The organism is Vagococcus allomyrinae (assembly GCF_017829975.1).
GTDB lineage: Bacteria > Bacillota > Bacilli > Lactobacillales > Vagococcaceae > Vagococcus_D > Vagococcus_D allomyrinae.
Map to the genome: position 1 here is coordinate 154,382 of NZ_JAEEGA010000003.1, position 22,294 is coordinate 176,675.

The following is a 22,294-nucleotide window of genomic DNA, read 5'->3' on the forward strand; positions in this document are numbered from 1 at the left end:
TGATAAAAAATTAGCAAGCTCTGGGTCATTATTCTGAGGTTGTTGTATTGACTGTCTCTGAAGATTCTTTTGTACGGCTATTTTCTGTTTTATCACTCGTGCTTTGACTTGTTTCCACTTTTTCCGGTAACTTCAACTCATAATTAGCTAGCTCATTGGTAATCAGGCTGACATAAGTGGCTTTGCCATCGCCTTCAGACAGATGAACCCCGTCTTCAGCTAACAAATTGGGGGCTTGCGAGGCAATGCTGTACCAGTCAATCAATCTCACCTGTTCTGATTCAGTCACTGCCTCGGTTAACATACTGTTAACTTCCCCTTCCCAATTTCTTGGCACGCGGGTATTAATCAAAAAAACCGTCGCCTTGTCAAATAATTTTAAAAATGACGCTAAATCTTTTGAATTAAAGGGACTGTTTGAGCCAAGCTCAATAAAGATAGCAGCGTCTTTGTGGTTGTAATCACTGTATTTCTCTTCCACCAATTTTTTGGCATCCACCAATTGTCGGCCAACCTTACCATCCACCACAATCCCTGGGACGGCTTCTTCTAGCTGATCTTTAATTCCCAACATGATCGAATCGCCAATCGCCAAGACTTGAGTTAAGGTTTCCTTCTTGACTGGCGCCTGACTCACCTTTGTCTCAACTGGCTTCGTGACGGTTGTATTAGGCCGAGTCAAAAGGTAATTGGTACCTAAAACCCCAAGGGTTAACAGTACCATCATCCCTAATGAGATAGCAGGATAATGCAACTGTTTTTTAGAGATCGCTTTTAGTGAGGTAAAGCTTGCTTGGACGCCATGTTTGCGAATTGGTTCTTCGATCCACATATAAGAAAAATTAGCCAACACAACAATTAACGCTAATTGCATCAGCACCAACCCAATGTGAAACCTCCCTACCAATTTTATCGGTGTCAATAAGGCCACCACCGGATAATGCCACAGATACAAACTATAAGATCGTTTGCCAAGCCAACTAAAGAATGGATTGGCAAATAATTTTCCCAGTTTACTTGATGGGTGTACAATCACCCCTAACAGAATAATCGTAAAGAGGGCGACTAAGACTAACCCGCCATGATATAAGAATGTTTGATACTCGTTTATTAACAACGCTATGCCAATCAGTGCCGCCAAGGCCACACTGCCTGCCCCATCTAAAATTCGCTGGGCTCGCTGACCAAAATTGTCATCTAAGTAATAGTAAGGCCATAAAAACGCCAGTCCACAACCAGCTAAAATGGCAAAAAGCCGTGTATCCGTTCCGTAATAAACACGATCAATTCCGTTAGGATCGTATAGAACTGCCATCAAAACAGCTGAAAAGATCCCCGCCGTGATAATCGCAATTAAAACACGCTGCCTCTTTTTCAACCACTTAAGTAACCCAAATAAAGCCACTGGCCACAATAAGTAAAACTGTTCTTCGATCGCCAATGACCAGAGATGTTTAAAAGGGCTTGGCGTACCAAAAGAATCAAAGTAGGGAACTTTCTTAAAAATATACCACCAGTTACTCACATAAAACAATGCAGCGATACTGTCACTCCAACTTTTCTTAAAACTACTGGGAAAGAAAAAGAAGCAAACAATTAACACGACGACCAACAACGTGATGACTGCTGGTAATAAGCGTCGTAACCGCTTAAGCCAAAACTGTTTAAAATCAAATTTTTTAGCTTGATGCCATTCAATCATCAAACTGTTTGTTATGAGGTAACCTGACAACACAAAGAAAATATCAACTCCGATAAAGCCTCCTTGGGCAAAGGGGAGTTGAAAATGATACAACATAACGAGAATAATAGCTACAGCTCGTAAACCATCAATACTAGGCAAATACCTCTTCTTTCCGATTTTGTCACTCACACATATAAGCCCCCTGGAATCGTTCATACTTGCATCTTCATATGCATTTATTTGTTATTTAATTATTTCCAAATTAACGTCGTTAGCCCATGACTAACGTAGCTGAACCATCAATATCCCTCCCTTATTAAGCTTTTATTTAGCTGACTCTGACGAAAAAAACAATTGGGACAAAAAACGACCACATAATATGTCTCTAACGTTAATACATATTACATTTTAGCATGTTTTTTACAAACATGTAACAGTAAAATTGCAATTAAAACAAAAATTAAGAAATTCTTTTGTTTTACGGCTAAATAAACATTCATTCGTAACATTAGAAACATATTGAAAGCGCTGACTAACAACTTGGCTCTTAGTTTAGTCGCCCTTTTTTACGCTTAACCTCCCTTATTAATTCTGGATAAGCTTTCAGGAACAAATGAGCTAATGATTTTCATTTTTAGACAACAAAAAAACAACGAGGGGTAATTTGATTACCACTGGTTGTTTTTTTATCCTTTAGACTATTGGTCTCTGACGCTTAATTGTGATCTAAATATTTTTGCCAAAGTTCATCAAAAATATCCATATTATCCAAATAGCTGGTACTCAGTTCCAAATAGTCGCTGATTTCACTATGACTTTCTGACTGTTTAGGAAACTGAATATCGATCCCAATGGCATTTGCCAATTTTGTTTCCGGCTCGTTGATTTTAGGTCCTCGTAATGTTAGAACGTAATGATAGAAGCTCCTTCTCACTCAGTTTCCTCCCAATACGCGTCGATAAACATCTGGCGGGTATGATGGGCCTGTTTGAATCGAGTTGGGTTTTTCCGATAAAATCCTTGATGGTACTCTTCAGCTGGATAAAAAACTTTGGCCCCTTCGATGGCGGTCACAATCGGGTCGTCAAATTTACCGCTATCCGCTAAGGCTTGCTTGCTCGCCTCAGCAATTGCTTGTTGTTCCTCATTTTGATAAAAGATGACCGCTCGGTAGCTATCGCCACGATCATGAAATTGGCCAAAGGCATCCGTTGGATCAGTTTGGCGCCAGTAGATTTCCACTAATTCCTTGTACGATATCACCTGAGGATCAAAAACAATCTCGATCGCTTCAGTATGGCCAGTGGTGTGACTGCAGACTTCCTCATAGGTCGGATTCTCTTTATGGCCACCAGTGTAACCCGATGTAACGCTAATGATGCCTGGTTGCTGATCAAAAGGCTCAATCATGCACCAAAAACATCCTCCAGCAAAAATTGCGGTTTCTTTTCCCATGTATGTCACCTATTTCTTTTTAGTTTGATTGCTCTCTATTGGCAAGTATACATTAAAACGGATGTCATCATCAATTAAATTGATTTTTTCCGCCTTAACAAACATGCCATTTTGTAACTTAAATTCATCTAAATGCAAGATAATCGTCTGTTCTTTAGGTAAAACTTCTACCCATTTAGGCACATCAAAATCTTTGGCCACATACTTCATTATTTCACTAATCGGCAAGGGCAAGCTACCGATGGAAATACTCGTTGCTTTTAATTGAATATTCCCTTCTTCTGTCACGTAAGGATCAAAGTAAAGGTAAAACTGCATATCGTAACCTAATACTTTAAAGGTGCCATTCAACAGTGCTCTGTCTTCTAAATAAAAATCGTATTGAACACCAGAATCTTTCAAAAAGTCATTGAGATAATAACTGATAATCTGATTGACTTGCTGTTTTTTTAGTTGTACTTGGAAGGTAGCCTCTTGCTCACTGCTAACCGTTTCTTCCCTCCCTTGATAATTAGGCTCTCTTCCAGTGGTCATGCGACTGATCAAAAAGAGCGACGCCCCTAACAATAAGCCAATTAAGACTAAGAAAGCTAACTTCCAGGGGTTTTTTAACAATTTTTTTAAGCCGCTGCCCGCTGAGCCAGGTTTGACTGTTTTCCCCTCTACTTGTTCATTTTTTTTCTGTTCTTTTTTCATCGGTATCCCTACTTTTCTAGCCAGTCTTTTTTAGTTTCAAACATTTTTTCTTTAAAGGCATTTGCCATGATTTGGTAGCCTAGATTATTGGGGTGAAAGTTATCCACTTCTGAAATCAGATTATTGAGGCTGCCTCCTGAAGAACTCGTGGAAGTCTCTGTCGTGTCACTGCCGATCCCTATTTGCCCGTTTAACCCCTTATAAAGCGAATCGTTGATCGGAATGAAGTAAACCTTCTGCTCGTCTTTAATCGCCTCTTTAGCCCCGTCATTCCACAACGTGACAATATCTTGCATTTCACTGACTTCCTGAAAACTTAAATAAAAGGGGTTGTATATCCCCATTAAGTAAATCGGCGCCTCAGAGTTATAGCTGCGAATTTCAGCGATTAACAAGCCTAATTGTTTTTTAAATTCTTCAAGCGGTTTATCGAAGGTTTCATAGGAAATATCGTTCATAAATTCCGATTTCACGACTTTCATCAAGTCGTTTCCGCCAACCGTCAACGTGATAAAATCCGCTTCTTTAAGCCCTGTTTGAATCTCTTCGTTCTTCTTAATTCGCTTTAATATTTGATCACTGCGATCGCCGGCCTTGCCAAAATTATCAGAATGAATGGCATCAATCCCCGTTTCTTCACTGATCGCTTGTTTTAGCAGTGGCACATACCCCCCTGACTTAGTCGTATCTCCAACGCCTTCAGTCAAGGAATCACCGATCGCCGCAAAGTTAAGCAATTGTTTTTCCTGGCTCTTTTCTGCGGTCTGCTCTCCAAACATCGGTTGAGCCTTCGGGATCAGCGCTGCTAAGGCCATAAACCCAATGACACATGCCAAGATTAGCACGCCGAGACTATAAGAATATTTTTGTATTAGTTTCATGTTTTATCTCCTACTTAACTCATTTGACATGATGATCGATCGTTCCCATTAAATACTCAGCCTTTACCGTTAAACTTTCAGCCAAAAAAAAGCTGAAAGCACCACTCTTGGCGGATGATTATGCGAATTATCCAAAGGAACTATCTGATTGATTATTTAAGATGAGGTATCTAGCTTAAATAATGATTAAAAAAAACAGACCAGCAGCGTGATCTGTTATTGACAATTACTCTGTATATAACATAACAGCGAAGGCACCCTTGCCTGTATGGGTAGCGATGATGGATGACGCATCCAAAACAGGAATGGAGATATTAGGAAACATCTCTTGCAATCCTTCTTTAAAACGCTCAGCTGTTTCTATTCCATCTGCATGAGTAATGGCAATCTTTTTAATATTCGTCATTTTAGCTAATTCCACTTTCAGTTCATCGAACCATTTATAGAAGGCTTTGGCTCCCCGTCCTTTGGTCAAAGTCACCAGTTCTGAATCCAGCAATTGCATGATAACGCGAATATTAAAGATATTTCCAATCACACCTGTTGCCCGACTAATCCGTCCACCTTTGACTAAATTATCGAGAGAGGCCACGCCAATATATAACAAACTATTAGCCTTTACTTCCTTGACCTTTGTGATAATCTCTTCCTTAGATTTTCCAGCTTGGGCCATTTCAGCCGCCTCGATTACTTGAAAAGCTAAGCCTTGATCCGTAAAGGTACTATCGATCACGGTAACATCACTTTTTGATAAAGTTGCAGCTTGTTGGGCCGTATTGACCGTGCCACTGATTAATTCTGTCATATGAATTGAGATGATAGCACTACCATCAGCCCCTAGCTTATCATAAAGTTCAACAAACTCACCGATTGGCGGTTGGCTGGTCTTAGGTAACGCTTTGGCATTTTCCATCATCGTCATAAATTGGCTACCAGATAGATCCGAATCATTGTAGATAACACCATCTATCATCACGGAAAGTGAGACAATTTCGATGTTCAATTTTTCCGCCATCCCCGGCTCCATATTACAAGATGAATCAGTGACTATTTTTACTTTTGACATATTTAGACTCCATCCTTTAAAAAAAGAAATTATTCGTGTAGAATAGATACCAGAGAGATATCATATAAGTTAAGTATAACAGATTAACTGATGATTTTCACTCATTACGTCGTCAAAAAAGGTGGATAATTATGGAACATACCCTATTTTCAAAGAAATACTTAATTGTCAATGAGGTCTTAAATGCGGTCACCCACGGGATTGGCGTTGGTTTAAGCATCGCCGGCTTAGTGATTCTCTTGATTAAAGGCGCCCGACTAGGCTCAGCGACTCACATCGTCGCCTATGCCATTTACGGGGCCACCCTGATTTTACTTTTTCTTGCCTCAACACTTTTTCACAGTTTAATCTTCACAAAAGCCAAAAAAGTCTTTCAAGTTTTCGATCACAGTTCAATCTATCTCTTGATCGCTGGTAGCTATACACCTTTCTGTTTACTGACCATTAAGGGCTGGCTAGGCTGGACACTTTTTGTCATCATCTGGTTAATGGCCCTATTAGGTGTCATCTACAAATCGATTTGGCTTGCAAAAAAAGGCAATTCTGCGGTAATCATCTACATTATCATGGGGTGGCTCTGTCTGGCGGCTGTTAAACCACTTTATGAGGGGTTAGGTCCCGTCGGCACTGGTCTCTTAGCTCTAGGTGGGGTTTCTTACACAGTGGGTGCGATCTTTTACAGCATGAAAAACATCAAATTTATGCACGTCGTTTGGCACCTCTTCGTTATGCTTGGAGCCGGGTTGATGTACTTCTCAATTTTGCTTTATACCTAAAACCGAAACGAGGCTGGGACAGTAGTCCCAGCCTCGTTTGCGATTAGTGACGTTCAGCTAAGGCTAGCTCGATCGTCTTATCGACTAATTCTGATTGAGCATCCACAACTGGATAATCAGCATTCATCGTCACTTCTTGCATCAATGATAACTCTGTACATCCCAAAACAACGACGTCACACTGTTCCTGCTTGATCATCGTATCCAAAATTTCAAGATACAAAGCCTGATTCAAAAACTTCTGCTCTTTCACATCCCGATAAATCAAGTTCATCACATCGTCTTGAACGGATTGATTTGGATAGACGACCTCAAACAGCTCATCGCTAAACTCTCTACCGTAAGCGCCAGAATTAACGGTTCCTTGAGTCGCCAATAAAGCCACTCTTATTTTTGACTCTCGCGAAAATCGTTCTTTCACCTTTTCTGCGGCGATTCTTGGCATATGCAGAATTGGAATCGGCGTTACCGCTTGAAGCTCTTCATAAAATGTATGAGCGGTATTACAGGTCAAAACAAAAAAATGAGGATTCAAGGCCGACTGTTGTTTTAAATCTTCGGTCAGTGCGGTCACTGGACTCGCCAAAGAAGAATCTAGAATATAAGCGGTTCGATCTGGCACAGTCGCATGATTCACAAGTATATAATTTAAGTAATCCTGATCTGTATGAGCTGGTGTGCGACTATTTAACACACGCACAAAACTCTCCGTCGCCAAGGTCCCCATCCCACCTAAAATGGTAAAAAAGTTTTTCATAATTATCCCTTATTTTCTTTAAAGTATTGTTTAAACCGTTTGTGATAGTTATAAAACATATAGTGCATCAATAATTTGCGTTTTAAACTGCTGTCTTTCTTATAAAAAACCGTGGTGCCTGACTTGCCTTCACGAAGTAACTGTAGAGCTTTCGCTTTATCGGGACTATCTTTGACATAAGTCTTAAAGATCTTCTCAGGTATCCCCATCCAAAGTCTATCGCCTTTGCCCAAAACAGTCTCTGTAAACGGCTTACCAAATACCCGATCCTCAGTTACATAACGGGCTAAATTATAGCCGTTCAAGGTCACATAAAAACTACTTCGCCCTTGACGCAAGTTAATTTCAAATAATTTGTACTCCCCATCTCGAGGGTCGTATTTCATGTCGAAGTTAGCAAAACCTGTATAGTTAATCTTTTCCAAGAAAGCTTTAATCGTGCTGTAAATCTTTTCATTGTAATCTGGGAGGATGGTCACATAATTACCAATTGACGCTGGCGTTGGGTCTTCCAACAGCGGATGACCTAAACACATCATTCGCACATTTGACGCTTCATCAACGTAGGCATTTAAGACCCGCATGTTATCATCATCACCGGGAATAAAGTCTTGACAAATCATTTCCGATGAATAGCCTGCTTGGTAGATCCGCCCAAGAATCAATTCAAATTCCTGCTGGCTTTTGATGGTAAAGGCCTTTTTACGCCCTTCAAACTGAGCACTCAAGTATTCCACACTATTAGCTGGCTTTAACGCCACAGGAAACTCAAATGGCAAGCTAATAGCCCCATCTCCCTCCGCCATTTCCTTTGTGATGATCAAGGTTTTGGGGTAAGGCAAACCAAACTCTTCGCAAACATCATAAAAACTAACTTTGTTCATTAAGCGTTGAAATAATTCAATATCAATATAAGGACAGATAAAATCTTTAGATAGTTCTTCTTTATGAGTTGATACTAGTTCTGCATACCCATCCCCACAGGCAATCAATAAATACTTCTTAGTCGTGTCCGTCCGCTCTTTCACCAACTTGCGCATCGTGTTGATAAAAACTGGATCAGTATCAAAGCCATTGTGAACATTGACCGTGACAATTTTACTGTAATTAGTCGGCGCTAACTGCTCTGAAGCATGGGCTTCTGACACAATGCCATATTCTTCATAAAATGAGCGTGCCATGCCATATACATTGATGTCACTCCCTAAAAGTATTGGCTGAAAATCTGTTTGAGTGTTTTGTTGCATTTTAATACCCACTTCCTATTAACGTTTCTGTAATTTTTAAATCTCCCTCATAAGGAATTCGCTGGCCCTCTACGATCTGATATAAGTCATTTCCTTTACCTGCTAACACTACCACATCTTCTGCTTTAGCAGTCTCTAAAGCAAAGGTAATCGCTGCTTTACGATCCAAAATAATCCGTCGCTCCACCCGCTCAACGAGTGCTGCCGTAATATCTGCAATAATCATCTCAGGAGCTTCATTTCCCGGATCATCAGTGGTCAAGATGGCCACATCGGCGAAATCAGATAAAACACGACCAAAGTCCGCTCGTCTGGATACCCCTTTTCCACCTGTGCTGCCAATCACCACATACAATTGACCGGCTGGATGCTCTAATCTGACAAAAGATAACAGTGTTTGCAGACTCAAATAATTATGAGCATAATCCACATAGACACTCGTCCCTTTACCTGTCACCATTTTTTCCATTCGGCCAGCAACTCTCGCCTTAGACAAGCCTGTGTGAATGGCCTGCTGATCGGCACCGACTAAGGAAGTTGCCATTATGGCGCTAAGGGCATTCCCCTGATTAAAGTCGCCTAATAGATTAATGCCATAGGTACCAGTAACCTTTAGGACGTCTTGATGACTGGTCACTTCAAACTCGCCACCAGCTAAGGAATGAAAGCGATAGTCCGCTTCTGGGCAATCTTGACCATAAGTTAGCACCTCACTAGTGTTAGCTCGGCTAAACTCTGCCAACATCTCAAAATAATCAGAATCACGATTGAGAATGACTTGCTTCGAATGGTGCAATAGTTGTCGTTTACAATAAAAATAGTCATCAAAATCAGGGTGTTCAATCGCCCCAATATGATCAGGCGAAATATTTAAAAAGACTCCTACATCAAAAGACAAACCATAGACACGATTCGTTTTATAGGCTTGTGAGGAGACTTCCATAATTAAATGACTCATGCCGTTTGTCACAGCTTCACGCATCATCCGATACAAGTCTAAGGATTCTGGCGTAGTCAACAAGGACTTCGTTGCTGTCTTCCCATCTAAAATGGTCTCCATCGTTGAAAACAAGGCTGTTTTTTCCTTGGTGGCAATCTCCATGATGTACTTACAGAAGTACGCAGCTGTTGTTTTCCCTTTGGTTCCCGTATAGGCAATAATTTTTAATTCATTTTGCGGATAGCCATAAAAAGCCATGCTGATAACAGCCATTGCTTTTTTGATATCTGTCACAATAATTCCTACCCCATGATGTTCCACTTCATACACGGTTTCTGCCACATAGAAAAAAGCGCCAGCTGAGATAGCCTGCTCTAAATATGATTGTTTAAACCCTATGCCTTTACAGAAGAAAAGCGAGCCTTCTTGAATCGTTCTAGAGTCATAAGTTAAATGGCCGATAGTGAGAGTATCAACAGCTTTTGGTGTTTGATAGGACCACTGATTTTGATAGATAAATTCTTTTAATAAGTCGTGTTCGATTAATCGTTGTGTTAAAGTTTCTAAAGATAGCATAACTAACTCACTGTCTCCTCTCGTCCTTATTGATTATAGCATAGACCGGCATTACTTTGGAAATAGCCGCTGAGAGCTTTCACACTCAGACTATTGCGCTAAAAAAGAAGAGACCGAGACATAGTCTCAGCCTGTCTTCTGTCTTTTTCCGTAAGGCTTCCCATCTGATTTAACTTTGGGGAATAACTGGCTTAGCTTCATCAATAAAGAAAATTTTATACCACGTTAAGAAGGTAAAGATCGTCCAGATTTTCCGACGATCATCATTTTCATTGTTAAAATTACCGTCTAGCATTTGTAAAATTTTAGCTTGGTCGAAAAACTCCGTCACAAATTCCTGTGAAAAAATGGCTCTTACTTGTTGATAGTATTTATCCGTTCGTAACCAATCTTTAATCGGCACTGGAAAACCCAGTTTTTCTCGATCCGCCCACTCATCAGGTAAATGACGATTAGCGGCTTTACGAAAAGCGAACTTCGTATTCTCTTCATTTAATAAGTACTTAGTTGGAACTTGTTCAGCAACTTCCATCATGCGAATGTCCAATAATGGCACCCGTAGTTCAATGGAGTGAGCCATGCTCAATTTATCAGCTTTCAGCAATATGTCTTTTGGCATCCACTGATGAAGATCCAAGTACTGCATTTTTTTGACTTCAGATAAGTCTTTGACTTTTTTATATTGACGGTCCACAATTGCTTTAACCGACTCACTTTGACGATAGTTAGGTTGCAACAGTTGATCTGCTTCTTGTTCTTCAAAAACGTTCGCCTGACCAATAAAGAAGTCTTCGGCGGGGGCTAATGAGGTATACAAGTGCATGCTCCCTTTAAAATTAGGCGCTTTTTTTATCGTGCGAGCGATCGAGTAGCGGGCTTTTTTAGGTAATTTTTTTAAGGCTTCAGCAAAGACACGAACTGGTCTTGACCGCGTATTAAAGCCGTAGTTTTGATAACCGGCAAACAATTCATCCGCCCCTTCACCAGACAAGACAACCGTTACATCTTCGCTGGCCATCTGAGCTAAGAAATACAGCGGCACACAGGAGGGATTAGAGTCTGGCTCATCCAAGTAATACTGAATCGTTGGAAAATAATCAAAAGCCTCGTCACCTGTCACTACTTTAGAGGTATTGTTTAAGCCAATTTTATCGGTTAAGCGCTTCGCCTCATGTGACTCATTATAGGACTTATCACCAAAACCAATCGAAAAGGTATTATCTGGTCTTAAGACAGAAGCAACGTAACTTGAGTCGACGCCGCTGGAAAGAAAGGCCCCTACTTTTACTTCGCCAATCGAATGAGCTGCCACTGACTCCTTAACGGCCTCATCGATCATGTCCACAGTTTCTTCCAAAGTCATTTCTTTTTCTTGGAAATCAGCATCCCAATATTTTTCAATCGTTAATTTATTGTTTTTGTATGTATAGTAGTGACCTTCTGGAATTCGATAAACGTCTTTAAAGAAGGTTTCCTCTAAAGCCGAATACTGAAAGGTCATATAGGGTTTTAACGCCTTTTTGTTTAACGCTTTATTAAAATCTGGGTGAACCAGAAAACTCTTAATTTCAGAGCCAAACATAAACGTATCATTCATTTCGGCAAAATAGAAGGGTTTAATGCCGAAATGATCGCGAGCACCAAATAATTCTTTGGTTTCTCTGTCCCAGATAGCAAAGGTAAACATGCCACGCAGTTGTTTGACAATATCGACGCCATATTCTTCGTACCCGTGTAAAATAACCTCGGTGTCAGCCTTTGTCCGGAACACATGTCCTTTGGCTAGTAAATCATCCTTAATCTCTTGAAAATTATATATTTCACCATTAAAAATGATTACCTTCGTTTCATCCTCATTAAATATCGGCTGAGAACCGCCTGCTAAATCAATAATACTTAAACGGCGAAAGCCTAATGCCACTTGATCATCTATAAACTCACCGGAACTATTCGGACCGCGATGGATAATGGTATCCATCATGTTCTCAATAATTTCTTGCTTATTCTCTTTTGTATTGACAAAACCGACAATACCACACATAGCCATCTTCCTATCTCTATCCTAAATTTACCTTTGCAGGTCAGTCATTTCTTGATTTATGCTAAAATTGCTCTTCTAGGAGTATAACATATTTTATTTTTGGCTTCAATCTGCCTGTTTAATAGACACTGGCTTTTGTAAGAATAAAAAAACTCCAGCGTTAGTTAAGATACTAACGCCGGGGTTTTAATTTGCTTTTCGCTGATAGGTTTCAAATGAATGTTTAAAGACATTTTTATCATCCACAAGTCCTTCGCTAATATTAATCATCGTCCACTCTTCCCAATTAACAGGAGGGAAATAGGTGTCCCCTTCAAAACTTTCATGAATAACCGTCCGATACAGCACGGAACAATTTGGTAAAAATTCCTGGTAGACCTTTGCTCCTCCAGTAATAAAGGTAATCCCTTCAAAACTCTCTGCGTAAGTCAACACTTCTTGAAGTGAATGCATTACTTCCACGCCGTCTGCCAGATAATTCGCATCACTGGTTAACACAATTGTCCGACGATTAGGTAATGGTCGTTTTCCCATTCCCTCAAAGGTCGTTCTCCCCATAACAATTGTGTTGTTTTCGGTTGTACTTTTGAAAAATGCTAAATCATTTGGCAAATGCCACGGTAATTTATCATCCTTGCCAATCAACCCGTTCTCGTCTTGCGCCCATATCGCAGCTAACATATTTAAAATCCTCCTAAAAAATTCCCCAACTAAACCGCAATTGGTGCTTTTATTGATGGATGGGGGTCATACCCCTCCACGTTAATATCCTCAACATCAAAATCAAATACCGATGTTTTTTCTTGATTCAAAACCAACTTAGGAAATGGTCGTACCTCTCGCTCTAGCTGTGTTTTCATCTGATCGAAATGATTGCTGTACAAGTGAGCATCTCCTAAGGTGTGCACAAATTCGCCAACCTCGAGCCCTGTTTCATGGGCGATTAAGTGCGTCAGCAAAGCGTAACTGGCAATGTTAAAAGGAACGCCTAAAAAGACATCGGCACTTCTTTGATACAATTGACAGCTTAATTTTCCACCTGCGACATAAAACTGAAACATTGTGTGACAAGGTGGTAAGGCCATACTTGGCACATCTTCAGGATTCCAAGCAGAAACGATTAACCGTCTGGAATCTGGACTGGTTTTAATCATCTCAATAACATCGCTAATTTGATCGATTGTCTCACCACTGCGCGTTTGCCAATGACGCCATTGAGAACCGTAAATATTGCCTAATTCGCCAAATTCAGCGGCAAAGGAGGGCTCCGTTAAAATCCGTTGACAAAACGTCTTTAATTCTTGCTGATAAACGGCATTAAAGGCCTCATCTGTCAGCGCTCGACGCCCAAAATCCGTCATGTCAGGACCTTGGTAAGCCGCGCTTTTAACATAACGCTCAAAGGCCCATTCATCCCAGATATGATTGTTGTGTTCTAAGAGGTAGCGAATGTTCGTGTCGCCTTTTAAAAACCATAGTAGCTCACTTTTAATCAAGCCAAAGGGCACTCGTTTCGTCGTTAAGAGAGGGAATCCCTGACTTAAGTCAAAACGCATTTGATGCCCAAAAATACTGTTTGTGCCTGTTCCCGTTCGATCCGCTTTTTCGAATCCCTCCGTCAAAATCTTTTGACCAAGGTCTAAATATGCTTGTTCCATCTCGAAAGTCCTCCTCTATTAGGCAAATTCGCCAAGATAATCCCACCGCTCAATTTTTTCTTCCAGCAATTGTTCTGTGCGACTCACTTCGTCTTGTAAGTTTTGCAACGCCGTGAAATCACTGCCTTGGTGATTCATTTCCTCAGCCAATGCGGCTAACTTCAGTTCTAACGCCTCAATGTCGGCTTCAATTGTTTCCCACTCTTTTTGCTCTGCGTATGTTAATTTATTTTTTGTTTTAACTGTCGCCTGGGCTTTTTCCACCACTTTAGGTGAGGAGGGACTCCCTTGCTCCGTCTGCTTACTTTCAGACAGATAGTCAGACATGCTTCCGAAATACTCAATGATTTTACCATTCCCTTGGAAAACAAGCAACTTTTCAACTGTTTTATCTAAAAAATAGCGATCATGGCTGACGGCTATAACGGCACCACTAAATTGTTCCAGATAATCTTCTAAAACCGTCAACGTGTCAATATCCAAATCATTGGTAGGTTCATCGAGCAATAAAACATTGGGTTGGGCAATTAATAGCTTTAATAAAAATAACCGCCGTTTTTCCCCACCTGATAATTTCCCAATTATCGTACCATGACTTGAGCGAGGAAACAAGAAACGCTCTAACATTTCGGCAACACTGATGACAGAACCGTCAACTTGTTTTACCAGTTCGGCAGCTTCTTGCAAATATTGAATCATGCGCATGTTCGGATCCAAATTTTCATTTTCTTGTGTGTAGTAGGCCAAACGCACCGTTTCCCCAATGTCATATACGCCTGCATCTAAGGCTAGTCGGCCAGCTAAAATGTTTAACAAGGTCGACTTTCCTGCCCCGTTTTTTCCAGTAATGCCAATCCGATCACGAGCTTGCACCAGTATATTAAAGTCTTTTAATAGCTGTTTATTTTCAATCGTGTAGTCACCGTGCTCCACAAGTAAAACTTTTTTTCCTAAGCGCTGACTCCCTAAAGAAATCTCAATTTCCCCTTGTTGGCCCACTTGATTCAAATTGGTTTTTAAATCCTGAAAGCGATCGATCCGGGCTTGCTGTTTCGTTCCACGGGCTTTCACCCCAGCCCGCATCCAAGCGAGTTCTTGCTTGTACAGCTGATGCCGTTTATGTTCCTGGGCTTGCTCCGTTTCGATGCGGTCTGCTTTAGCCGCCAAATAAGCTTGATAGTTGCCTTTATATTCATGAAGTTGACCGAAGGATAGTTCGAAGATCCGATTGGTCACTTTATCCAAGAAATAGCGATCATGGGTCACCATGACCAATGCCCCTTTATACTGAGCCAAGTATGATTCTAACCATTCAATCGCCTGATAATCCAAATGATTGGTCGGTTCATCTAACAACAGTAAATCTGGCTCTTGAATGAGAACTTGAGCTAAACCAACCCGCTTCTTTTGCCCACCAGATAAATCTCTTACCCGTTTACCAATCTCACTAATTCCTAATTGTTGTAAGATAGTCTTGGCGTTTGTGTCGGCTAACCAAGCATCTTCTTTATTCATCACTTCTTCTGCTTGGCTATAGGCTCGCTGGTAATCCTCATTTGTTCCATCTGCTGCTAAATTAACCAATGCTAGCTCATATTGTCTAACGGCGCGCAATAACGGCGAGTCTCCTTCAAAAACAGCTTCTGCAACGGTTAAGTCTTCATCCAAGGTTGAATCTTGCGATAAATAACTAATATGATAATCATGAGGTTTTTTGACTTCTCCCTGATCCATTCCATCTTTATCTGCTAGAATGTTTAAAAGGCTGGTTTTGCCAGTCCCATTGACGCCAATTAAGCCAATTTTATCTTTTGTATGAATTAAAAAAGAAATATCCGTAAAAAGCGTCTTTTCGCCATAGGTTTTAGTTAAATGATCAATACGAAGTTCCTTCATTTGTGAGACACCTGCTCTTTCTATACCCAGTCCATTTTAACAGATAACGAAATCCGACACAAGAAAGGGCTCGCTCGCTTCCCACCGACCCCAGAATTAACTCAACAAAACCACGATCTTTTTAAACAAATTGGGCGTAACCAAAGGAAAGAGCAGCCATCACTGGCTGCTCTTTTGTGACTAGATAGTTCCCATTAAACAATCATCCAACGGAACTATCTGTTTGATTATTTAACGGGATGGATATAGATTAAAATTTATCACCGTATAAGTCGTCAACTGATTTCTCAGGGTCAATCACGATATAGAGATGTTTGTCTTTCGAGATTTTAGTGGTTTGGTATTGATTGTCCAAACCTTCTTGACCTGGTGTTCCTTTATCTAAGTATGGGAAATAAACTAAATCTTCTTTACCATCGTCGAAGATAATGACCATTTTTTCAATATCTTGATATTTTAAGGCCCGTTCGAACATCCCTAATTCTAAGCCGCCTTGATTAATATCATCGGTTTTAACATGATCTGCTTCTTCAAATATTTCAATCTTAAAAGCTTCACACGGGTTAATTTTTTGGAAGTCACCGCCATTAATTCGGCCAAAACTTGTCGTAATGTGTTTGATCCATAAATCACCAATATGTTCACGTTGAATGGTCCAAGTTTCGCTATTTCTGAAGTAGAATCTAAAGCCTGTCATTTGTTTAGTCATGATGTGTTCTCCCTTTCGTTAAAGCCATTATTTATTTATAAGTTCATTATATCACAAACTTATTATAATACAATAGTTTTTCGTTAAAACTTTCACAAATTCTTTTTATTCTATCAACTTGCTCATAAACCGCTCAATTTCAACGATTGCTCGCCGGTGAGTGCCTTTCGCCAAACACGTTTCATTTTCAAAAACCTCAAAATCATAAGTTAGAATCGTATCAGTTCGTTCAATTAATCGCGCTTTGACTTTAACATATCCGCCGATTGCTGAAGCGCGTAAGTGTTTGACATCGAGAAAAACACCGACCGTTGTCTCCTGACTGGTTAAGAATTCTTGGGCAATCTTTTGACAGGTATTTTCAGCAAAAGCCACGATCGCCGGTGTCGCCAAGACTGCCAGTTCACCAGATCCCATTGCCTGAGCAGAAAATTGGGGTTCAACCAGATAATCCTTTTCAAGATAAGTCATTGTCTCCCTCCTTTTTCTCGTCTGTTGACTCAGCTAATAGTCTTTCAGCATAAGCTAATAAACTTGCTCGATCATTTGCTAAAGAGTTGTTAATGACAGCTTTTTCCATAGCGCCTAAACAGCGACCTACCCATGGACCTGGTTTAAGGTCGGTTGCTTTTAACAAGTCCTGACCGTTAACAGCTAACTCCTGAATCGAGTGAATCCGCAAAGCCTCATACATCGCCAAAGCTGCCGCCACTTGTGGTTCCTGACCGAAATAAAGCAAACTTTCTTCGATCAAGCGAACTTTTTCAGCTCCCAGCTCATAAAGCCAGTCCGCCGTCCATGAATGTGCCAACCGATAAGTCAGTCCTTTTAAAGAATCGATAACTACCTTGATCATTTGGTTGGAAAGCTTCCATTGACTTAAGAGCAAGCGCCAGTCCTTTTCAGGAATCTCTAAACAATAAAAGGTCACCAACCAAACCATGGCTTCACTGGTCATCGGTTGCTCCGGCAATTCAATCAGTCGCCTTAGCTCAGTGGCTTTTTCTTGGAAACCAGGACAGTGCTGATAGCAAGTACTTATTTTAAACGGTTCAAGACCATTTCGCCGATGAGTTCCTAACATTAATTTAACAAATTCGATTTGAATCCGTTCAATGGAAATTTTCGCAAGCAATCGATGATGTTCAACAATCGCATCAAAGGTCTTCCCTTCAATCCTAAAGCCTAGCTGGCTGGCGAAGCGCAAGGCTCGCAGCATGCGCAAAGCATCCTCATTAAAGCGCTCAGAGGCATCGCCAACCGCCTTAATCACTCCATCTTCTAGATCAGCTATTCCCTGAAATAAGTCGACTATTTCTCCTTGACAATTCATCGCTAACGCGTTAATTGTAAAGTCCCGTCTTTTTAAATCTTCTGCTAAACTGCGAACAAAGGTGACTTCATCTGGCCGGCGATAATCTTGATACGTTGACTCAGTTCGAAAGGTGGTGACTTCATACTGACCTGCTTCGTACAAGACCAACACCGTCCCATGTTCAATTCCCACGTCTACTGTCCGCTTAAAAATCTGTTTGACTTCTTCTGGGTAGGCGCTAGTGGCAATGTCCACATCGTGGATCCTTTTCCCTAAGAGGGCGTCCCTGACACTCCCTCCAACAAAATAGGCTTCAAACCCGGCTTTTTCCAAGGCGGTAATTAACGGGGTTGCGTCTTTAAATTCAGCAGGTAAGACCTCTAACATCATAGGAGTTTTTCCAGCCCATACACTAGCTGTGACAAGCCAACAACCTTTTCGCACCCCAAAGCAACCCCGGTCATAAATGAACTGCGATCATAAGAATCGTGGCGAATCGTCAGGCCTTCCCCCAGACTGCCAAACTGAACTTGTTGGTGAGCAATTAAGCCTGGTAGGCGAACGCTGTGGATTCGCATTCCCTGATAGTCAGCGCCTCTAGCCCCTGGGATTAATTCCTCTTCGGCCGGGTTACCTTGAACTTTTGGTTCCCTTACTTCGGCAATCATCTCAGCTGTTTTAATCGCCGTCCCACTGGGTGCATCTAATTTATTATCATGGTGCAATTCCAAAATTTCCACATCAGGAAAATACTTGGCAGCTTTTTGAGCAAATTCCATCATTAAAACAGCCCCAACCGCAAAGTTCGGGGCGATTAAGCCACCTGTTTGCTGCTGTTGAGATAACCCAACCAACTGTTTAACCTCTTCTTCAGAAAATCCTGTGGTCCCTACTACTGGCGCAATTTTCCTTTTTAAAGCAAATTTGGTATTCTCAAAAGCCACCGCTGGAATCGTAAAATCAATCCAAACATCAGGTTGGACACTTTCAATTAAGTCTTCTTTTGTTTGAAATACCGGGACATCCGTTTGACTATACTGCCCTATTTGGTTTAAGTTTGACTCAGTTGAATGAGGATCAAGCACACCTACTAATTGAAAATTGTCTCGATCGATAACCATTTGAGTGGCAGTCGCCCCCATCTTTCCTTTAAATCCTGCAACCACGATTTTAATCATCTTATCACTTGTCCTCTCATTTGCTTTTAGGTTCAAATTTTTTCGCTAAGTCACCATCCAATCGTTCAGATGACTGTTCCACATTTGCTAAAATATCACGCAAACGTCTGGGTTTAATCTCACTATTGTTATCTGCTGCCTCTGGAATAGTCTCCATTTGCTGACTAAATCTATCTGTCATTTCATCAATATCGTCTGTTAAAGCCTGTAATTTGGCAAAGGGTGACGTGGTCTTAACTTCCTCCACAACGAGTTGTTTATCTAACGCCTCGCGCATTGCTTTGAGACTTCGTTTTTCTTCCATGATTAGCTTCCTCTTTTCTGATGGCTCTCTGTTCATTTTATTATCCTGATTTTTTTCCCACACACAAGAACCATTTCTCATCTATTATCTTATCAAATATCAAGCAATTTAGAAAGAGAACTTGTCTAAAAGATTCCCCAGTGATACTATCGAATTAACGGATTTGAGACGTAAAAAGGAAGTGATCAAATGAAACAACTCACGAGAATCAAAGATTTACTTTTAATCTTTATGGGAACCAGTCTCTATGCCTTTGGTCTTGTGGCATTCAACTTACAAAATAATCTTGCTGAGGGTGGCATTACTGGGGTTACCTTAATACTCAAGGCCCTCTTGAACATCAATCCCGCTTACTCAACTCTTTTAATCAATATACCCTTGATTTTGTTGGGAGGCAAAGTATTAGGCTCACGAACTTTTTTCTACACTATTTGGGGCACGATCGCCCTCTCCCTCAATCTGTGGTTTTGGCAAAGAGTCCCTCTGACCATTACGGTCGATAATGACTTATTAATTGCGGCACTTCTGGCAGGTTTAGCCGGTGGGATCGGCAGCGGGCTAGTCTACCGTGTTGGGGGCACAACTGGTGGGACAGATATCATCGCCCGCATTTTAGAAAAAAGATCAGGTCTGACAATGGGAAAATCCCTTTTGCTTTTTGATGTGATTGTTCTCTTGCTGTCCCTCGTCTATATCGACATTGTCCACATGATGTACACCTTGATTGCGGCTTTTGTTTTCAGCCGAGTTGTGGACTTCGTACAGGAAGGCACCTATTCCGCCAAGGGACTCATCATCGTCTCCGATCATCATCAAGCCATCGCCAGACAACTGATGAATCAGATGGAACGAGGCGTCACCTATCTCAAGGGGGAAGGGGCTTATTCTGCTGCTGGAAAAACCATTATTTATTGTGTCGTCAGCAGTCGAGAAATTGCCGAGATTAAGTTTTTAGTTGAAGAACTTGACAGTGCTGCGTTTGTCTCAATTATCAATGTCCACGAGGTCTTAGGAGAGGGATTTAGTTTTGGTGACCCACCAGCCCCTCGAAAAAAGACACCCGCCTTAAATTTAAAACCACAAAAGGACTGAGTCAGCTCTCAGCTCTTTTGTGGTTTTAAATTTAGGTCAGAGACAGTGACAAGTCCTCCCATCTTGTCTCCATTAGATGGGGGCCCAATTGATCCTCAAGGCAACTCTTAGCGTGCTTTCAGATTATTAGTTAGGCGCTCAAACTCCGCTTGATTGCCTGCTTCCAAAGCACGATTAATCTCCTGATATAAGGTGTCTAGCTCCTTAGATTTTTGTTCGTTTTCCAAAGCTGCTAAGACTGACTGCTCCACATCAGCGTCAACTGTATCGTTCCACGAATAAAACGGATTGTCCGCTAGAACTGCCAAATACTCTGAACTATCCCAGGCATTTTCAAAGGCTATTTCCATAAACAGCTCTTTTTTCCAGTTCATACGTAACTCGTGAAAGACTTGTTCGGAGTCTGTAAAGGTTCGACCATTTAAATACAACTCAAGTCCTTCTGTCTCGAATCCTGCTTGTGAAATTCGAACCCCTCGTGGCGTTTTACTGGCATGTTCGACGAATGTGACTTTAGACAAAATCGCTGAGTGGTTCATCAAATAGTTTAAAATCCAATAAATCTCACGACGACCAAAATCCACATGGTCATTTAGCCAAGCGATAAACGCTTTTTTTTCGTCCACATTAATACTCATCACGATTCCCCTCCTTCTGATACACTGCTTAAACTATTCCTCTAAAAACTGATAAATTTCCAGATCACCAGGTGCATGCTCCAAATAATGAGTCAAAATCCGCTTGGCTTCTGCCGTACGGCCTTCTGCTCGTAAAAACAAACCATAATCCTTAAGGAAATCAGCTTCATGACCTAAAGCTTCCGCCGCTTTATCATAATTTTCAGCTGCTAATTTAAATTCTTCTAACTCATTATAAGCTTGTGCTAAACTCCAATTGGCATGAGGTTGATTGCTATTTTCCAAACCAGCTAAGGTCTCCACAACTTCTTCAAACCGTTCATCTGCCAACAGGATATTACTCAATTTGATCAATGAGAATTCCTTGTCTTCTTCCAAATTAACGGCTTTCCGCATATATTCCTCGGCTTCGGCAATTTTTCCTAATCGATAGGCATTGTCCGATGCCAAATGATACAAATCAATCCCATAAGGGTTTTGTTTAAGGCCTTCTGCCATTACCTGTTCGGCCTCTTCCAGTAACTCCTCATCCAACAGGGCGCTAGCCAGTGGCAAATAGACTGCTTCAAAGCTAGGATTAAGCACCTGCAACTGCTGCAACAGAGAGATGGCCTTTTCTCGTTCCCCTAATTGAATGTACGTCACCCCTAACAAGAAGAGACGTTGATCCGTCTGTTCGTCTTCCAGTGCATGCTCTAAATAAGGAATCGCTTCTTCAAATTCACCAATCATGCTGAGAGACGAACCCAATCGCTCGTATAAATTGATTTCCAACTCTTCACTCGCTTCTTTGGCCAAAAGTGACTCGTAGATGGCAATCGCTTCAACAAACTTATCAGAGGCATAATAAAGCTCTGCCAAGGCCAAAATTAAAATAGGCTCACCTGGCATCAACTGTTGGGCTTCTTTGATTTTTTTCTCACTAACTTCAGGAACGCCCATCATTTGATACATATCCGCAATCACTAACAAACTTTCAACGTAACTCGGATGATCATTTGGGATGTTTTCCAAACAGTCGAAGGCTACCTCCATCTCACCATTTTCGATGGCGATTTCGGCTAATGGAATGTTCAATCCCAGTTCTTCAGGATAGGCTTCTAAAAGCTGTTTAAAGACCGTCGTGGCTTCTTCCAGAAAACCAGCGCCTAGCAACTGTTCTCCTAATTGAGCTAGGATGTCCGGAGCGTCACTTCGCAATGCTTCCTCAAATTTTAATTGAGCCTCAATCAAATCGTTATCGCTAATTGCATTTAGCATTTGTTCACTGTATGAATTCATTTTTACTCGTCCCCTTTTTCAAACTGATCTAAAATCATCAGCAAACGCCCAGTAAACCAATCGATCGATTGTTTCACCTTCTTTGACCTATTATAAGCCATTCT

Annotated in this window: 22 protein-coding genes; 2 read left to right on the forward strand and 20 right to left on the reverse strand. The window is 41.0% G+C overall.

What is annotated here, in order from left to right:
- Positions 1 to 28 precede the first annotated feature (28 nt).
- From I6N95_RS06175 to I6N95_RS06200, 6 genes are all read right to left on the reverse strand, one after another.
- Positions 29 to 1,873 carry an acyltransferase family protein gene (locus tag I6N95_RS06175; RefSeq protein ID WP_209525704.1) on the reverse strand — a complete coding sequence of 615 codons (1,845 nt, stop codon included), beginning with the start codon at positions 1,871 to 1,873 and terminating at the stop codon, positions 29 to 31.
- Between the two features lie 526 nt (positions 1,874 to 2,399).
- Positions 2,400 to 2,618, reverse strand: a complete 219-nt coding sequence (locus I6N95_RS06180) for a YozE family protein (protein ID WP_209525706.1) — start codon at positions 2,616 to 2,618, stop codon at positions 2,400 to 2,402.
- Positions 2,615 to 3,139, reverse strand: coding sequence for a peptide-methionine (S)-S-oxide reductase MsrA (gene msrA / locus I6N95_RS06185; protein ID WP_209525708.1), 525 nt, complete (start codon positions 3,137 to 3,139; stop codon positions 2,615 to 2,617). The genes I6N95_RS06180 and msrA overlap by 4 nt, the downstream gene beginning before the upstream one ends.
- A 9-nt stretch (positions 3,140 to 3,148) precedes the next feature.
- A complete protein-coding gene (locus I6N95_RS06190) occupies positions 3,149 to 3,835 on the reverse strand; it encodes a YpmS family protein (protein WP_209525711.1) in 687 nt (228 codons plus the stop codon).
- An 8-nt stretch (positions 3,836 to 3,843) separates the two neighbouring features.
- Positions 3,844 to 4,716, reverse strand: coding sequence for an SGNH/GDSL hydrolase family protein (locus I6N95_RS06195; protein WP_209525713.1), 873 nt, complete (start codon positions 4,714 to 4,716; stop codon positions 3,844 to 3,846).
- A 226-nt stretch (positions 4,717 to 4,942) separates the two neighbouring features.
- Positions 4,943 to 5,782 (reverse strand): DegV family protein, encoded by an 840-nt coding sequence (locus I6N95_RS06200; RefSeq protein ID WP_209525715.1) that lies wholly within the window; start codon positions 5,780 to 5,782, stop codon positions 4,943 to 4,945.
- Positions 5,783 to 5,913: 131 nt separating this feature from the next.
- On the opposite strand from I6N95_RS06200, the gene trhA reads away from it, so the two are divergent.
- Positions 5,914 to 6,558: a PAQR family membrane homeostasis protein TrhA gene (gene trhA, locus I6N95_RS06205; protein WP_209525717.1), complete on the forward strand. Its 645-nt coding sequence runs from the start codon at positions 5,914 to 5,916 to the stop codon at positions 6,556 to 6,558.
- Positions 6,559 to 6,601: 43 nt separating this feature from the next.
- On the opposite strand, the gene I6N95_RS06210 is transcribed toward trhA, so the two are convergent.
- The 12 genes from I6N95_RS06210 to I6N95_RS06265 all read right to left on the reverse strand — a co-directional run bounded on the left by I6N95_RS06210 (position 6,602) and on the right by I6N95_RS06265 (position 19,179).
- Positions 6,602 to 7,315, reverse strand: a complete 714-nt coding sequence (locus tag I6N95_RS06210) for an amino acid racemase (RefSeq protein ID WP_209525719.1) — start codon at positions 7,313 to 7,315, stop codon at positions 6,602 to 6,604.
- 2 nt (positions 7,316 to 7,317) lie between these two features.
- On the reverse strand, positions 7,318 to 8,562 hold the full coding sequence (locus tag I6N95_RS06215; protein WP_209525721.1) for a carboxylate--amine ligase: 1,245 nt from the start codon (positions 8,560 to 8,562) through the stop codon (positions 7,318 to 7,320).
- Position 8,563: 1 nt separating this feature from the next.
- Entirely contained in the window at positions 8,564 to 10,078 is a 1,515-nt protein-coding gene (locus I6N95_RS06220; protein WP_209525723.1) for a UDP-N-acetylmuramoyl-L-alanyl-D-glutamate--L-lysine ligase, read from the reverse strand.
- Between the two features lie 169 nt (positions 10,079 to 10,247).
- The gene (asnB, locus tag I6N95_RS06225) at positions 10,248 to 12,119 is read right to left on the reverse strand and encodes an asparagine synthase (glutamine-hydrolyzing) (RefSeq protein WP_209526108.1); all 1,872 of its coding nucleotides are present in this window, start codon (positions 12,117 to 12,119) and stop codon (positions 10,248 to 10,250) included.
- A 186-nt stretch (positions 12,120 to 12,305) separates the two neighbouring features.
- Positions 12,306 to 12,800 carry a dihydrofolate reductase gene (locus I6N95_RS06230; protein ID WP_209525725.1) on the reverse strand — a complete coding sequence of 165 codons (495 nt, stop codon included), beginning with the start codon at positions 12,798 to 12,800 and terminating at the stop codon, positions 12,306 to 12,308.
- A gap of 29 nt (positions 12,801 to 12,829) precedes the next feature.
- Positions 12,830 to 13,777, reverse strand: a complete 948-nt coding sequence (locus I6N95_RS06235; RefSeq protein WP_209525728.1) for a thymidylate synthase — start codon at positions 13,775 to 13,777, stop codon at positions 12,830 to 12,832.
- Between the two features lie 18 nt (positions 13,778 to 13,795).
- Complete coding sequence (locus tag I6N95_RS06240) at positions 13,796 to 15,673, reverse strand: ABC-F family ATP-binding cassette domain-containing protein (RefSeq protein ID WP_209525730.1); 1,878 nt, start codon at positions 15,671 to 15,673, stop codon at positions 13,796 to 13,798.
- Between the two features lie 250 nt (positions 15,674 to 15,923).
- A complete protein-coding gene (locus I6N95_RS06245) occupies positions 15,924 to 16,382 on the reverse strand; it encodes a hypothetical protein (RefSeq protein WP_209525732.1) in 459 nt (152 codons plus the stop codon).
- 105 nt (positions 16,383 to 16,487) lie between these two features.
- Positions 16,488 to 16,853 carry a thioesterase family protein gene (locus I6N95_RS06250; RefSeq protein ID WP_209525734.1) on the reverse strand — a complete coding sequence of 122 codons (366 nt, stop codon included), beginning with the start codon at positions 16,851 to 16,853 and terminating at the stop codon, positions 16,488 to 16,490.
- On the reverse strand, positions 16,840 to 18,087 hold the full coding sequence (locus I6N95_RS06255; protein ID WP_209525737.1) for a CCA tRNA nucleotidyltransferase: 1,248 nt from the start codon (positions 18,085 to 18,087) through the stop codon (positions 16,840 to 16,842). The genes I6N95_RS06250 and I6N95_RS06255 overlap by 14 nt, the downstream gene beginning before the upstream one ends.
- Positions 18,084 to 18,875: a 4-hydroxy-tetrahydrodipicolinate reductase gene (gene dapB, locus I6N95_RS06260; RefSeq protein ID WP_209525739.1), complete on the reverse strand. Its 792-nt coding sequence runs from the start codon at positions 18,873 to 18,875 to the stop codon at positions 18,084 to 18,086. Before dapB ends, I6N95_RS06255 begins: the two co-directional genes overlap by 4 nt.
- Before the next feature lie 16 nt (positions 18,876 to 18,891).
- Positions 18,892 to 19,179 carry a hypothetical protein gene (locus I6N95_RS06265; protein WP_209525741.1) on the reverse strand — a complete coding sequence of 96 codons (288 nt, stop codon included), beginning with the start codon at positions 19,177 to 19,179 and terminating at the stop codon, positions 18,892 to 18,894.
- A gap of 189 nt (positions 19,180 to 19,368) precedes the next feature.
- Between I6N95_RS06265 and I6N95_RS06270 the strand changes: the two genes are divergently transcribed.
- On the forward strand, positions 19,369 to 20,271 hold the full coding sequence (locus I6N95_RS06270; protein ID WP_209525744.1) for a YitT family protein: 903 nt from the start codon (positions 19,369 to 19,371) through the stop codon (positions 20,269 to 20,271).
- Between the two features lie 107 nt (positions 20,272 to 20,378).
- Here the strand turns inward: I6N95_RS06270 and I6N95_RS06275 are convergent, their stop codons facing one another.
- Positions 20,379 to 20,909, reverse strand: coding sequence for a YpiB family protein (locus I6N95_RS06275; protein ID WP_209525746.1), 531 nt, complete (start codon positions 20,907 to 20,909; stop codon positions 20,379 to 20,381).
- A 33-nt stretch (positions 20,910 to 20,942) separates the two neighbouring features.
- The gene (locus I6N95_RS06280) at positions 20,943 to 22,190 is read right to left on the reverse strand and encodes a tetratricopeptide repeat protein (RefSeq protein WP_209525748.1); all 1,248 of its coding nucleotides are present in this window, start codon (positions 22,188 to 22,190) and stop codon (positions 20,943 to 20,945) included.
- Between the last annotated feature and the right edge of the window lie 104 nt (positions 22,191 to 22,294).